Annotated in this window: 10 protein-coding genes; 6 read left to right on the top strand and 4 right to left on the bottom strand. The window is 58.3% G+C overall.

The window, feature by feature from the left end:
* The first annotated feature begins 12 nt into the window (after positions 1 to 12).
* The 4 genes from CLV87_RS16925 to CLV87_RS16910 are packed head-to-tail and all read left to right on the top strand — an operon-like array spanning position 13 to position 4,213.
* Positions 13 to 1,251: an oligosaccharide flippase family protein gene (locus tag CLV87_RS16925; RefSeq protein WP_099247257.1), complete on the top strand. Its 1,239-nt coding sequence runs from the start codon at positions 13 to 15 to the stop codon at positions 1,249 to 1,251.
* Positions 1,252 to 1,253: 2 nt separating this feature from the next.
* Positions 1,254 to 2,174 (top strand): glycosyltransferase family 2 protein, encoded by a 921-nt coding sequence (locus CLV87_RS16920; RefSeq protein WP_099247255.1) that lies wholly within the window; start codon positions 1,254 to 1,256, stop codon positions 2,172 to 2,174.
* A gap of 12 nt (positions 2,175 to 2,186) precedes the next feature.
* Positions 2,187 to 3,200: a glycosyltransferase family 2 protein gene (locus CLV87_RS16915; protein ID WP_099247253.1), complete on the top strand. Its 1,014-nt coding sequence runs from the start codon at positions 2,187 to 2,189 to the stop codon at positions 3,198 to 3,200.
* A complete protein-coding gene (locus tag CLV87_RS16910; protein WP_099247251.1) occupies positions 3,197 to 4,213 on the top strand; it encodes a glycosyltransferase family 4 protein in 1,017 nt (338 codons plus the stop codon). Before CLV87_RS16915 ends, CLV87_RS16910 begins: the two co-directional genes overlap by 4 nt.
* Positions 4,214 to 4,287: 74 nt before the next feature.
* On the opposite strand, the gene CLV87_RS16905 is transcribed toward CLV87_RS16910, so the two are convergent.
* The 4 genes from CLV87_RS16905 to CLV87_RS16890 all read right to left on the bottom strand — a co-directional run bounded on the left by CLV87_RS16905 (position 4,288) and on the right by CLV87_RS16890 (position 10,408).
* Complete coding sequence (locus CLV87_RS16905) at positions 4,288 to 5,868, bottom strand: hypothetical protein (protein ID WP_208293350.1); 1,581 nt, start codon at positions 5,866 to 5,868, stop codon at positions 4,288 to 4,290.
* A gap of 354 nt (positions 5,869 to 6,222) precedes the next feature.
* Positions 6,223 to 6,651, bottom strand: coding sequence for a universal stress protein (locus CLV87_RS16900; RefSeq protein ID WP_099247247.1), 429 nt, complete (start codon positions 6,649 to 6,651; stop codon positions 6,223 to 6,225).
* The gene (locus CLV87_RS16895; RefSeq protein WP_099247245.1) at positions 6,648 to 9,257 is read right to left on the bottom strand and encodes a TRAP transporter permease; all 2,610 of its coding nucleotides are present in this window, start codon (positions 9,255 to 9,257) and stop codon (positions 6,648 to 6,650) included. Before CLV87_RS16895 ends, CLV87_RS16900 begins: the two co-directional genes overlap by 4 nt.
* Before the next feature lie 182 nt (positions 9,258 to 9,439).
* Positions 9,440 to 10,408, bottom strand: coding sequence for a TAXI family TRAP transporter solute-binding subunit (locus CLV87_RS16890; RefSeq protein ID WP_099247243.1), 969 nt, complete (start codon positions 10,406 to 10,408; stop codon positions 9,440 to 9,442).
* A 218-nt stretch (positions 10,409 to 10,626) separates the two neighbouring features.
* On the opposite strand from CLV87_RS16890, the gene CLV87_RS16885 reads away from it, so the two are divergent.
* Both CLV87_RS16885 and CLV87_RS16880 read left to right on the top strand, forming a co-directional pair.
* On the top strand, positions 10,627 to 11,385 hold the full coding sequence (locus CLV87_RS16885) for a substrate-binding periplasmic protein (protein ID WP_099247242.1): 759 nt from the start codon (positions 10,627 to 10,629) through the stop codon (positions 11,383 to 11,385).
* Entirely contained in the window at positions 11,382 to 14,087 is a 2,706-nt protein-coding gene (locus CLV87_RS16880; protein ID WP_099247241.1) for an ATP-binding protein, read from the top strand. The genes CLV87_RS16885 and CLV87_RS16880 overlap by 4 nt, the downstream gene beginning before the upstream one ends.
* The last annotated feature ends 21 nt before the right edge of the window (positions 14,088 to 14,108 follow it).

Genomic DNA, 14,108 nt, shown 5'->3' with positions numbered 1-14,108 from the left:
ACGGAGCACATCATGAGGCTTTTCATTCACGGAACAGGACGCGGATTTGCTCGCGACTTTCTGGCCTACGGTGTCTCCGAGATCGCGGCCAAGCTCTCACGCATAATGGTCGTGATCGCCGTCGCCCGCAGCATGGATGTCGCGCAAATTGGCGTGGCAGCCGCAGCCCTCGCTGCGGGCGACATTCTCAAAGCACTTAGCGAAAATGGTGTCGGCCAAAGGATCATCGCCGCCCCGGCACATCAATTGGAGCAGACCTGCAATCGCGCACGGCAACTTTTCCAGATCTGGTGTTGCGGGCTGAGCGGTTTTCAGATGCTGGTCGCTGCGTTGATTTACCTGTCGGGTGCGCCAGAGCTGGCCATGCTGATCGCCATCCTTGGGTTGGAATACCTCTTTATGCCTGCCGGTCTGGTGCAGGCGGCTCTGGCCATGCGCGAAGGGAAATTGCAGCAAACTGCTGCCATTGCAGGCGGGCAGGTTGTCGGGGCCAATTTGGCGACGGTGCTTTTGGCTTTGGTCTGGCCCTCCTCTCTGGCGCTGGTTTTGCCGCGCCTTCTGGCCGCGCCGATCTGGTTGATCTGTATGCGCCGCCTGCGTCCCTGGCACCCTAATCCCGAAATTGAACGCGCCCCTTTGCGTCCCTTTGTAAGCTTTGGCAGCGCCGTGATCGGGATTGAGCTGGTCAAGGTGTTGCGCGTTCAGGCGGACAAGTTGATCGTTGGTTTTCTGCTTGGGGCAGAGGCACTTGGCCTGTATTTTATGGCCTTCAATGCCGGGCTGAGCCTTGCCACCTCGGTGTCACAGGCCTTTTCGACGGCACTCTTTCCGCATCTGTGTGCAGCCTCCAACCGTCAGGCGGCCCTGCGTCAAAGCCTGACGCTGACAATCTTCCTGATCACACCCTTTGTTCTGGCCCAATCGCTGCTCGCACCGGCCTATGTGCCGCTTTTGCTGGGGGCGGGCTGGGGCGACATCACCGAAGCTGTTTCGATCCTGTGCCTTGCCGCCATTCCCGGCCTGATCTGGGCAGGCTGCGCCGGGCTGCTGCGCGCCGAGGGGCGGCCGCAAACCGAATTGAAGGTCGGGGCAGGTCTGGCCGCCGCCCTGGCGCTGAGCACCGCAGTTCTGGCCCCTTACGGGCTGACAGCCATGGCCTGGGGATACCTGGCCACCAGCACTTTGATCATGCTGGCCTGCGCCAGCCCGATCCTGATCGACGCCTTTCTGCGCCCCCAAAACGAGGTCTGATCATGCCGAAATTCTCAATAATCATTCCCTGCTACAACGCCGTTCACACCATTGACGAGACATTGTGCAGCCTGCTGGATCAAAGCTTTCGCAATTGGGAGGCGCTGTGCATTGATGACGGATCCTGTGATGGCACAAGGGATGTGATCAATGGTTACCGCGAACGTGACCCACGTATTCGCGTTCTGGAAAACCCCGGAAAGGGGCCAAGTGCGGCCAGGAATTTTGGTGCGCTCGCCATGGCGCGCGGAGATATCCTGTGTTTCTGCGATGCCGATGACATCTGGCTACCGGGAAAATTGCAAGAGCTGGCGAATGGTTTTCAGGATGGCGATGTCTCTGGCCTCTATGGCAGAATCGGCTTTTTCCAGGTGCAAGCGGGGGGTGGGCAAACCTGTTCAACCGTGCTGCCCGAGACCCTGAGTATTCCCGCATTGCTGTGCGAAAACCCGGTTTGCACCTTGTCCAATTTCAGCCTGCGCCGGTCTGCCTTTGCACAGGTCGGCGGCTTTGATCCCCAGTTTTCCCATAACGAAGACTTGGATCTGTTGGTGCGTCTGATCGCCGATGGTGTGCAGATCATTGGGCTGGATCGGTTGCAGGTCTGGTATCGATGCTCACCGGGCGGGCTGTCGTCGGATCTCGTCGCAATGGAACGCTCGCGCCAAAAGGTGTTGGAGCGCGCGCGCCGGCTTGGGATGCACGGCACCCGCCGCGCCGAAGCGGTCTATCTGCGCTATCTCGCACGCCGTGCCTTGCGCTTGGGCAGTGCCCGCAGCGACGCGTTGCGCCTGACATTGCGGGGCCTGCTGCAAAGCCCGATTGGCTTTCTCTTTCCCCTACATCGCGGGCTTGGCACTGCTATCGCCGCCCTTGTCGCATTGGCGCTGCCACAATCGCTGTGCAGCACGCTTTTTTCCTAACCGGAGGTTCCCATGCCCAAAGCCAGCATTATCGTCCCCGCCTATAACGCCACCAAGACCCTGCCAGAGACGATGAATTCCCTGCTGAGTCAGACCTATCGCGATTATGAGATCGTTTTGGTCGACGATGGGTCAACGGACGGCACCACCGAAATGGCGCAGTCCTATTCGGCCAACCCGCGGGTCTATGTGCGCCATCAGACCAATCGTGGCCTCGCCGGGGCCAGAAACTCCGGTATAGCTGCGGCGCGCGGTGACTATATCGGGTTTTGCGATGCGGATGATTTATGGCTGCCGCAGAAATTGCAGCTTCATATCGATCATCTTGAGGCCTCGCCCGATCTGGCCATCAGCTATTCGGCCTCGGCCCTGATTGACGAGCAAGGCCAGAGGTTGCGGGTGGCGCAAAAACCGCGTTTGCGCGGGGTGACACCGGCGCATGTGTTCAAACGCAATCCCATCGGCAATGGCTCCTCAGTGGTTGCGCGCCGCTCAGCCCTTCTGGACATCGCGTTTCGCCCGCATTTTGAAACCCAGCGCGACTGGGTCTTTGATGAAACCTTTCGTCAATCCGAAGATATCGAATGCTGGCTGCGTCTGATGCTGAGCACCGATTGGCAGATCGAAGGGATTGCCGACATGCTGACCGAATATCGTATCAGCAAATCCGGTCTGTCCGCCTCGATCGAACAACAGCTCGCGTCATGGGAAAGGATGGTGGCCAAGCTGACCCACCTTAATCCGGAGTTTTTTCAACGCCATAGCCCAGCGGCGCGGGCCTACCAGTATCGCTATCTAGCGCGGCGCGCGGTCAGTTTGAACCTGCCGGATGTGGCCCGCGCCATGGTGTTTGACAGTCTCAGGATGTCGCCCAGACCCTTGGTCGAAGAGCCGGTCAAAACGGTGACGACCCTCTTGGCAGCGCTGCTTCTCACGCGTGGCGGGGCAGCGCGCATCCAGCAGGCTATGCGGGGCTTTGCCCCACGTCAAAACAGGCAAAACCGGGAAAAAAGGGAGCTCTCATGACACAGATCATTCACCTTATCCAAGATCGCACACCAGGCGGGGTGACGCGCATGATCGATTGTCTGTCGCAGGCGCGGGCCTTGCAATGTCAGCACGAGACCGTCGATCTAAGCCATTGGCGCAGCATCGAAACCCCGCCGGATGTGCTGGTCTCACATTTGCCGGTCAGCTGGCGCAACCTGCCCGCCTTTCTGGCCATTCGTGCGCGGTTTCCCTCGGTGCGGCTGATCCATGTTGAACACACTTATACCCAATCCTTCGTGGCGATGAATGTCGCTGGGCGCGCTCGGTTCTTTTCGCTGTTGCGGACCTGTTATGCGGTCTTTGATACGGTTGTGGCGGTCAGCCAAACCCAGTCTCAATGGCTGCGCGCGCGGGATCTGGTGGCGGCGCATAGTCTGGAAACCATTGAAAGCATGGTTGATCTGACTCCTTTCGTCCACGTTGCTCCACCCAGCCCACAACCCAAAACCCTGGGCCTGATCGGGCGTCTTGAGCGGGAAAAGGGTGTCGACATCGTGATCAAGGCCTTTCGCCGCCTGAAGGACCGCGATCTTCGGCTGCTGATCTTTGGACAAGGCACGCAAGAGGCGACATTGCGCAATCTGGCGCGATCCGATCCTCGGGTGCAATTTCATGGTTACACATCAGAGCCACAACAGGCCTTGTCGCAGTTTGACGCGGTTCTGATGCCGTCCCGCTGGGAGGCCTATGGGTTGGTTGCCGACGAGGCACTGGCCGCCTCGCGCCCGGTGCTGGCCGCTGCGGTTGATGGGTTGAAAGACGCCACGCGCCAAGGGCTTATGCGGGTTCCGGGACATGCGCCCCGACTTTGGGCCGATTGTCTGGCGCAATTTGTTCAAAACCCGCCCACGGTCCCGCTCTTGTCGCGGGATCAAATCGCCAATCGGACGTCGGAAAAGGTTCAAAAGTGGCGCAGGGTTTTGCAGGGCGATCAAGGGACAGAGACGGGGCCGGAGGCTTGGTCCAATGGCGCTCTGATGGCGCAATAGCGGACGGAGAGGGGCAAAAGCCCTTGACCGCAGGACTGCGATCAAGGGCCATTTTGCGGTGCTTGCAATACGCTTCAGTCAGTTACGGCATTGTCAAAGACCGGGATAAGCGTGTCTTGACCCGGAGGATTAACAAAGTTGCCGTAGATATGGCTCAGCGTCGTTGTCGCGGCCACGGGTTTGCCCGCCTTATCCTTCATCCAGTCATAGTGGCAGTTGAAACAGCCCTGATCCTGAGTGAATGTCTCGGCTGTGGTATTGGCCAGCTTGGTTGAGCCCAGGGTCGTTGACATATCGGTCGGCGAGTTTGGCCATTGCGTGCCATCTGTCCAAACCGACCCGGACAGGAAGTAGTTTGCACGTGGGTCACTGCCATCTTTCTTTTTAAACAGGCCCATGACCTGTTTGTTCAGCGAAATCAGCATGGTGTTCTTATCCGCCGCCGAGGGGGTGGTCGGCGCGCCATCATAGGCTGTGGTGGGGTTGCCAAACGGGGTTTCCCGCACCGCATTGGTCGGCACAATCGTGTTGCCGCTGGTGGCTTTGATATTGCCGCTTGCCGCGACCTCGGCCGTCATCACGTTAGGCGTGTCGGTTGTGCCATTGGAAAACAGCCAGCTGCCGCCTGTCTGATGGGCCATATCGCTATAAATGCAGTGACCGGTCTCGGTCGCGCATGGAGTCGTGCCGTTATACTCATAAGGCACGCTGGGCGCGTTGTTCACATGTTCAAAGGTCGCCCAGATCATCTCGGGATGCCCTTTGACACTGCCAACAACATGCATCCCAACCAGCGCCAGCGCCACCGGCGTGTCATCCTGACTAACGGTCCATTCCGTGTCGCTGGTTTTGTCATAGCGCGGAATTACAGCCATTTGCTGGATGTATTGTTCCGGATGTTGCAGCGTGCTGGATTCGACCCAGGTGGTTTTGAGCAGCATGGACATGCTCAGATAATCAATGGCCGTTTCCAGATCGGAAATGGTGAGAGGGCTGTCTTGCTTGCTGTCCACCATGGACGGGTCAGCACCGCCGCCACAAAGGTGATCCTTGAAATAGAGGCCAACCGCCGAGCGATCGATAAAGTCGTTTTCCCAAGCATAGTCCATCAGATCACAGGTCTGATCTCCGGTTTGCAGGAAGGAAATCGGGTTGCCGGCAGGCGTCGTATAGGCCTGCTGATAACGCTGCGCCATATAGCCATACATGCGATTGGTCGAAACACCACCATAAACCAGCGAGCTTTCCTTGGACACTTCATTTGCGCCCTGAGACAGCAAAACGCCGCTGGACCCGGCCTGTGCGGTGCCATCGGCGTTCACAGGTTTTGGTGTGCGCACGCCATGCGTCTTAATCGCGCCCTGTGGCAGGAAATTTGCGTCATTGCCGGGGCTGGACACGCCAAAGAAGAAGTTGGAAGACAGCACATATTGCGTGTCCTCACCCGGGCGACCTGTGTGCATTTCGGCGGCGGCATTCACATCCGAGGTGATCCAACCGAACATCTGCGCGCTCCATTTGTAGAATGCACAATCGTCATAGGCGTCAGCCGAAAAACCGGGGCCGTTGGGGGGAAAGACATAGACCAGCCCGCTTTCTTTACCGTAGACCGGGCCAAAAGGCGGCAGGCCTGTGATATCGGTGCCAATCTGCACCCAGCTTTTCCACTCTTTTTCTGTCAACTGACAGCTTGGAACGACATCATCGGGAAATTTTGTTTGAGCAAAAACCTGGGAACTGCACAGGGTCAACGCAGCTGTTGACGCCAAAAAAGTGTACCTAAGTGTCATTGGGGAACCTTTGTCCTATCCATTTGGAAATCCAGCACGGAACACGGAAAAGAAGCTAAAAAATAACTGCTGGTTGCATATTTTGCGCAACTTTGAGACTGCATTACCCCAAGGTAAAGTCAACTTAAAAGTTTATTCGCGCAGCGGGTTTCTTGTGCCCCAAATGAAAACAGGGGCACCCGTGGATGCCCCTGTTTGGTTTTCCCTGGCTCTCGCGTTTTAGTCGCGCACAATATGCACCGAGCATTTGGCATGCCGCGCGATTTGCGCCGCATTCGGGCCAATCAGGTAATCCCTGAGATTGGGCTTATGCGCCCCCATCACGATCAGCTCCGCCCCCAGCTCTTCGGCGGTGATCAGGATTTCCTCAGAGGTTTTGCCCATGCGAATGACATGTTTGGTCTGATCATCCTGACCAACCGTGTCCTCGATATATTTGTGCAGGGCGACGCGACTTTCTTCCATGATCTTGTGGGTGTGATCATCGGAAAAAAAGGTGCTGACCACGCTCATCTGAAAGTCAGGCAAGACGGTGACAACCGCCAAGCGCGTCTCGCGCAGGTCGGCCAGCTGTCTGGCCGTTTTCAGAACCACCTTTTGGTCGTCTGCCTGGTTGAGGTCGATGGCGGCAAGAACGGTCCGTTTCATGCGAAAGCCTCCTCTGGTTCGGTTTTCTGTTTACGGCGACGCTGGACAAAGAAGACCAGGCCAAGCAGCAGCAGCGCAGGCAGGTAAAAGATCTCCTGTGGGGGACGATCTGCCTCGACTTCCAGCTCGACCACTTCCCAGTCAAAGTCGATCTTCAACTGCTCCGCCGGTCCGCCAAATTCGAGGTTATCAACCAAGAGCTTGCCATCCTCTTCGCGGAACTCGATCCCGGCCTCATTGGTCAGGCGGGCCTCACCGCTGTCACCCAGAGCACCAAGTGGCAGCAAGAAGCGGGCATCGACCAGATCCCCCTCAAGGCTTTCACCGGCCAGACGCACACGCAGCGAACTGTTCTCTGGCGCGGCTTCGGCCAGGGCATAGATCTCGGTTGCAGGACGGGTTTCAAACTCATCCGCGATCTGGTTGAGGAAGAAGTCCGGCCGGAACAGGGTAAAGGCACAAAGGATCAGCACCGCGCTTTCCCACAATCGTGATCGGGTCTGGAAATAGCCCATGGTCCCCGCCGCAAAGAGCAGCATGGCGATCAGGGCCGTGATGAACACAATCACCGCCTGGAACGGCCCGACATCGATCAACAACAGGTCGGTGTTGAAGATGAAGAGGAAGGGCAAAAGCGCTGTGCGGATCGAGTAAAAGAACGCCTGGAAACCGGTGCGCAGCGGATCACCCTTGGAAATCGCGGCGGCAGCGAAACTCGCCAATCCCACCGGCGGCGTCACATCCGCCATGATCCCAAAGTAGAAACAGAACATATGCACCGCAACCAGCGGAACGATCAGACCGTTTTGCGCGCCGAGTTCTACCACAACCCCCGCCATCAGCGAGCTGACAACGATGTAGTTGGCGGTGGTGGGCAGGCCCATGCCAAGCACGATCGAAATGATCGCCACAAAGAACAGCATCGCTAACAGGTTGCCGCCCGACAGGAATTCAACGAATTCCGCCATGACCTGACCAATCCCGGTCAAGGTGACCGCACCAACGATGATCCCGGCCAGACCCATGGCCGCGGCAAGGCCAACCATGTTGCGCGCACCGATGATCAGACCATCCAGCGTCTGGGAAAACCCGTGGGCAAAAGCCTCTTGGATATTGCCGGTGCTGCGGAAAAACGCCTTGAGCGGGTCCTGGGTGAGCAGGATCAGCAGCATAAAGATCGACGACCAAAAGGCCGACAGGCCCGGCGATTTACGCTCGATCATCAGCAGATACATCAGCAGCAGGATCGGCAGCAGGTAATGCAGGCCGGTCTTGAGGATGGTGCCGGTTGGGGGCAGGTTCTGCATCGAGTCCAGACCGGTTTCCAGATCCGGACGCGCGGCGGCATAGCGAACCGAGGCCACATAGGCGATGACCAGTGCGACCACCAATATCGGGGTCGACAGGGCTCCAAGTACGCTTTCAGACAGGGTCACAATCTGACCCGCAAGCCACAGCGTCCCGCCACCAATCACAATCGAGCTGGCGATGATAAAGATCGCGCCCAGCATGAACTTGACCGGGTGCATGCGGCTGGAGCCTTTCATGCCCATTTTCAGCGCTTCGAGATGCACGATATAGACCAGCGCCATATAGGAAATCGCGGCTGGCACGATGGCGGTTTTGACGACCTCGACATAGGAAATGCCAACATATTCCGTCATCAAGAAGGCCACAGCGCCCATGACCGGCGGGGTCAACACCCCGTTGATCGAGGACGAGACCTCAACCGCGCCCGCCTTGGCCGGCGAGAAACCGACCTTGCGCATCAGTGGAATGGTGAATGTACCGGTGGTCACTACGTTGGCAATGGCCGATCCAGAGATCAGGCCGGTCGCCGCCGAGGCGATAACGGCGGCTTTGGCCGGGCCACCACGCAGATGCCCCAGCGCGGCAAAGGCCAGTTGCAAGAAATAGTTGCCCGCGCCCGCCTGGTTCAGCAAGGCGCCGAACAAAACGAACAGGAACACAAAACCCGATGAGACCCCTAGCGCGACGCCAAACACCCCTTCGGTGGTCAGCATCAGGTGGCTCATGGCCTTGTTAAAGGACGCGCCCTTCCACTGCACCATTTCGGGCAATCCCGACCAGGAGCCAAAGAACACATAAGCGAGGAAGAAGATCGCAACGCCCATCAACGGGAAACCCAGCGAGCGGCGTGCGGCCTCCATCAGCAGCACCAGCGCGATCCCGGCCATGGCCAGGTCCATCGTGCTGGGAATACCGGTGCGCGCAGCGACGCCGACATAGTTCCAGGCCAGATAGGATGAGCTGATCGCCCCAAGCAGGGCTGTGGCCCATGTCACAAGCGGAATGCGGTCGCGCGGGCTTGAGCGAAAGGCGGGAAAGGCCACAAAGGCCAGAAACACCGCGAACCCCAAATGGATGGCGCGGGTTTGCGTGTCATTCCAAACGCCAACACCCAGCATAAAGGGCAAGGGCGAGGCGATCCAAAGTTGATAAAGCGACCAGACAAGCGGAACCGACCATAAGATATTGGCCGAAAATCGGTCACGGGGGGCGCGGGCACCGGTATCGGATTCGGCGACGATGTCGTCCAGATCCGTATCGCTCGGCGCGGTGGATGGTTTAGCTGTCTCTGTCACGATTATTCCCTCTTGGATGGGGGCTTTATGCGTGTCGTGAGAAACCGGATCAGCGGCGCGGTATCGGACGTGTCGAAAATGACGTCACATATGTGGGATACCCAAGGTCGTGCGGCGGATCGGTCGACGACGCATATAGAAAAATGCCCCCACCGAAAGGTGGGGGCAGGTAGTGGGGGAAGTTAGTTCCAGCCACGTTCCTGGTAGTATTTCGCAGCACCAGGATGGATTTCAGCGGTCAGGCCGTCTGCAACCATTTCCTCTTCCTTGAGGTTGGCAAAGGCAGGGTGCAGTTTGCGGAAGGCGTCAAAGTTTTCAAAGATCGCTTTGACCACTTGATACACAACTTCGTCAGACGCATCTGCCGAGGTCACGATGGTCGCTTTTGGGCCCCAGGATGGCAGATCATCCGGGTTGCCAGGATACATGCCGCCAGGGATAGTCGCCGCCGCATAGGCAGAGTTCTCTTCCAGCAGTTTGTCGATGCCAGCGCCGGACAGCGGGATGATTTTCACATCACAGGTCGAGGTCGCTTCCTGGCTGGAACCGTTTGGCAGGCCCGCGGCCCAGATGGTCGCGTCGATCTTGCCGTCGCAGAGCGCTGCGGCTTGCTCAGAGGATTTCAGCTCGGCTGCGAGCGAGAAATCGTCAGCGGTCAGACCTTCGTATTTCATCAGGGTTTCGGCCAGAACGCGGGTCCCGGAACCGGGGTTCGCGATGTTGACCTTTTTGCCTTTCAGGTCAGCGGTTGAGGCGATGCCCGCATCGGCGCGCGCCATCAGGTGCATCGGTTCCGGGTGAACCGAGAACAGCGACCGCAGACCTTCATATGGGCCATCTTCGGCAAATTGGTCGGTGCCGTTGATCGATTTGACCTGAACGTCGGACTGGATCACGCCAAAGTCCAGCTCACCCTGGCGAATGGTGCGGGCGTTGTAAACGGAGCCACCGGTGGATTCGACCGAGCAGCGGATGCCGTGCTCTTTGCGGCCTTTGTTGACCAGACGGCAGATCGCGCCGCCGGTAGGGTAATAAACCCCGGTCACACCGCCGGTGCCGATGGTGATAAACTGTTGATCCGCGGCGCTTGCGCCACCTGCGGTCATGGTCAGCGCCAGAATGGCACCTGCGATTTTTTTGGTGTTGGACATTGTCTTCCCTCCTGTGAACTGTCACGACGCTTCTTTTCTTGTTCCGATTCAGGATCGGGACTGGGCGTCAGGTCCAAAACATGGGTAACAGCGAAGCGCGCAGCCCAGTGAGAGGCAAAAAAATTCCGCTGAAACCGTAATTTTTCCGTCCCGAGGAAAGATTGCGTTGCCCCTATGGCCGTGGCTAGAGTTTCCTTCAGGATCGAGGAGGGTTCCGCGTGGCCAGCTCATTTGCGAAATTCTGGAAAGCCGCAGCGCAGGTTTTGCCGTTGATTCTGGCAGGACATGCTGCACAGGCCGAAAGCTGGAACGTTGGGTCCCAGGACGCGTTTGAGCCGTTCAATTACACCAAAGACGGCATCTATATGGGCATCGATGTGCAGATCCTCAACGAGGCGGCCAATATGGTTGGGGTCACGCTGAAACATCACCCATCGCCTTGGAAACGCGCCCTGCTGGATTTCGAAGCCGGGCATCTGGACGCTGTGTTTCAGATCACACCGACCGCCGAGCGGTTTAAGAAATGGAATATGGTTGGCCCGTTCAGAAAGACGCGGACGGTATTTTTGACCAAGACAGATAGCCCGTTTCAAGACATCCAATCGGTGGATGATCTGGATGGGCATGTTGTGGGTGTCGTGGCCGGGTTCACCTATGAAAGCCGCTTTGACAGCCATCCGGGCATCACGCGCGAGGCGTCAAAAGATGATTACACCAATGTACGCAAGCTCTTGCTGGGCCGGGCTGAAATCGTGGTCGGCGGATATGCGACCCTGGCCCATGTGGTGCGCGAATTGAACGCCACGGATGAGCTGCGCTTTTTGCCGACCGCCTTGATTGAGCAGGACCGCTATATTGTCTTTCGTCGGGGCGAGGTCGGGGATTCTCAGGCGCAACGCATGCAAGAGGCATTGGAGCAGATGCAGGCATCGGGGCGCATTCAGGATATTATTCAATCCCATTTGGTGCGCGAATGATGAAGCAAATTCATAGGCTTGGCGTCACGCCCAAGATCGCGATTGCCGCCGGGTTGATCGGCATCCTCTCGGGCATTCTGCTGGGTTTGGTCACGCTTTGGACCGAAGGGTCGCAACGCGTGTTTTCCGCGCAAAAGAACGCGGATCACATCATCCGCGCCACGCTGCCCCAGATCGAAAGCGCCTATTGGGAGGTCGATGTCCCCGACGCCTTGGCCTTTATGGAAGGGCTGTTGCAGGATCCGGTCATCGCCAAGGCCTGGATCGAAGACCCGCTGATCAGCGCCTCAGTGAGGGACAGTGCTGGGCTCGGCAACCTGTCTGTGGGGGAGGCAGCAGAGGGTGGTTTGCCTTGGGCCGTGCGCTGGGTCGGGGTCGGTGCCGAAGACACCGAACCGCGCCGTTTTGCCATGCGCAATCCGCGTGACGGCGCGCAAATCGGCAACTTGGTCGTCATGTTTTCATACGAGGATATCGGGGCTGATATTCTGGCGCGCAGTCAGGTCGTGCTGGGCTCCAGCATCTTGCAGACCCTGCTTGTGACCAGCGTGATTTTCCTCTTGGTGCAGCGCACCGTCATTCGCCCCATTGCGCGCCTGCAAACCGCAGCACTGCGCGCTCATGAAGGACATGGATTTGAATTGCGCGGCCGCGAACAACGCTTGTTTGATCTGGAACGGCGGGACGAGATTTCGCGCCTGGCGCGGGCCTTTCGGCGCACCGTCAATGAATTGGAAGACAGCCGCGACAACCTGCAAAGCATCGTGGATGCACGAACCGAAGAACTGGTCTGGGCGCGCAATGAAGCCATCGAAGCCTCGCAAGCCAAATCCACCTTTCTCGCCAATATGAGCCACGAGCTGCGCACGCCTATGAACGCCATTATCGGCCTTTCCGAAGTGCTGATCCGTGACGGTTACACCGACCGCAGCGCGCGCTATCTGCAGGATATGCGCGCCGCTGCGACCGACCTTTCCCATAATATCAATGCTGTACTTGATCTGTCCAAGATTGAAGCCGGTGAAATGAAACTGGAAAGCGTCTGGTTTTCGGTCGATGAATTCCTGGATGCGATCATGATGCAAACCCGCGCCTTGATGCAGGGCGGGCCGGTGCGATTGAACTGGGACTACGCCACCAATCTGCCGCGCGAGATTTGCGCTGACCCGTTACGCTTGCGCCAGGTGGTGATGAATTTCGCCTCTAACGCGGTCAAATTCACCAATAGTGGCGAGATTTGTCTGATGGCGAGCTGTGAACCCGATGGGGAAAACGCGGTTCAACTGCGCCTTGGGGTGCGCGATAGCGGGATTGGCATCGCGCCCGATCAGTTGGACGATATTTTCAAACCCTTCGGGCAGGCCGACAATTCCACCACGCGCCAATATGGCGGCACGGGGCTTGGCCTGTCGATTGCCTTGCGATTGGCCGAGCAGATGGGGGGCGATCTGCGTGTGGACAGTCGCAAGGGGGAAGGTGCGCAGTTTTTGCTCGAACTTTCAGTGCCTTGCCGCTCGGACGACACCACATTGAAACAAAGAGGTCCGCTGCACATTGCCGGTACCAGCGGCCCGGTGGACCAAATCGCCGCCATGGCGCGGCGCGTCGGCTTTGACCTGGTCGAAGAGACGTCAGGCCCCTGCGTCGCGGTGCAACCGGTGCAAATCGGGTTTGGCTTGGGGGGCGCTGAGGCGCAGCGCGGCCTTGTTGATCTGCCAATCACCCATGCGGAGTTCCTTGACCAGATGCGTCAACTGGCTCCAACCCAAGAAGACGATCCTCAGGAAAGAGAAGCGCTGAGCGGGCGCACAATTCTTGTGGTCGAGGACAACCGCGTGAACCTCTCGGTCTGTGTCGCCTTGGTCGAAGGGCTGGGCGCCGAAACGCAAACCGCGCGCAACGGGCTTGAGGCGCTCGAGCAAGTGGCGCAAAAAATGCCTGACCTGATCCTGATGGATTTGCACATGCCGCTGATGGATGGGCATCGCGCCATCGAAGTGCTCAGAGCCGATCATGGTGATGCGCTTGCCCCGGTCGTGGCCACCTCTGCCAATGCCGCCCCCGAAGAGCATGAGCGTTGCCGGGCCTCCGGCTTTGCTGCGTTTCTGCCCAAACCCGTCGATCCGGCCAACTTGCAGGCCGTATTAAGTGACCTGATCCCAGTGCAAGCAGACGCCGCGATCCTTGATCGAAAGGCCGGTCTGGCCCTGGCAGGTGGTGATAATACTCTTTACGGTCAAAACCTTGCGCGCTTTCACGACCAGCTTGTGAACTGGCGGTATGACCTGTTTGAACAGGTGCCTACGCCAGGGCAAGCCGATCTGCACACCATCCTGCACAATATCAAAGGCTCAGCTGGAACGGTCGGAGCGCGCGAGCTCGCGCAGGTGGCGGAGCAGGTGGAAAAGGGGCAGGCCGAGCTGACCGAGCTAGACAAAGCCATGGGCGCGACACTGGCCAAACTGGCAGAGGCGCACGAGGAAAAGCCAGACGCCCAGCCCCCAGCCAAAGGCATTTCCTTGCCCTTGGATCGCTTGGCTGAGTTGATCGACAACCACGACATGGCGGCCGTTGACGTTGTGCTGGCCTTTGCCGACAGGCGCAGAGCCGATCATGCCGACCTGCAAGGCGCGCTGGACAAGCTGGATTTCACAGCGGCGCGTCAGGCTCTGGCAACCATCAAGTCCAATGATGCATCCTAACCCACTTCACGTCGTCCCTTA

Origin of the sequence: Pelagimonas phthalicica (genome assembly GCF_004364805.1) — a bacterium.
GTDB classification, from domain to species: Bacteria; Pseudomonadota; Alphaproteobacteria; order Rhodobacterales; family Rhodobacteraceae; genus Pelagimonas; species Pelagimonas phthalicica.
The sequence above is the reverse complement of the archived record's forward strand: the minus strand, read 5'-3'. Positions and strand labels throughout refer to the sequence as shown.

Coding starts and splice junctions, on each gene's coding strand:
- CLV87_RS16925 (WP_099247257.1), top strand. CDS start 13: ATGAGGCTTTTCATTCACGGAACAGGACGCGGATTTGCTCGCGACTTT.
- CLV87_RS16920 (WP_099247255.1), top strand. CDS start 1,254: ATGCCGAAATTCTCAATAATCATTCCCTGCTACAACGCCGTTCACACC.
- CLV87_RS16915 (WP_099247253.1), top strand. CDS start 2,187: ATGCCCAAAGCCAGCATTATCGTCCCCGCCTATAACGCCACCAAGACC.
- CLV87_RS16910 (WP_099247251.1), top strand. CDS start 3,197: ATGACACAGATCATTCACCTTATCCAAGATCGCACACCAGGCGGGGTG.
- CLV87_RS16900 (WP_099247247.1), bottom strand. CDS start 6,651: ATGAAACGGACCGTTCTTGCCGCCATCGACCTCAACCAGGCAGACGAC.
- CLV87_RS16890 (WP_099247243.1), bottom strand. CDS start 10,408: ATGTCCAACACCAAAAAAATCGCAGGTGCCATTCTGGCGCTGACCATG.
- CLV87_RS16880 (WP_099247241.1), top strand. CDS start 11,382: ATGATGAAGCAAATTCATAGGCTTGGCGTCACGCCCAAGATCGCGATT.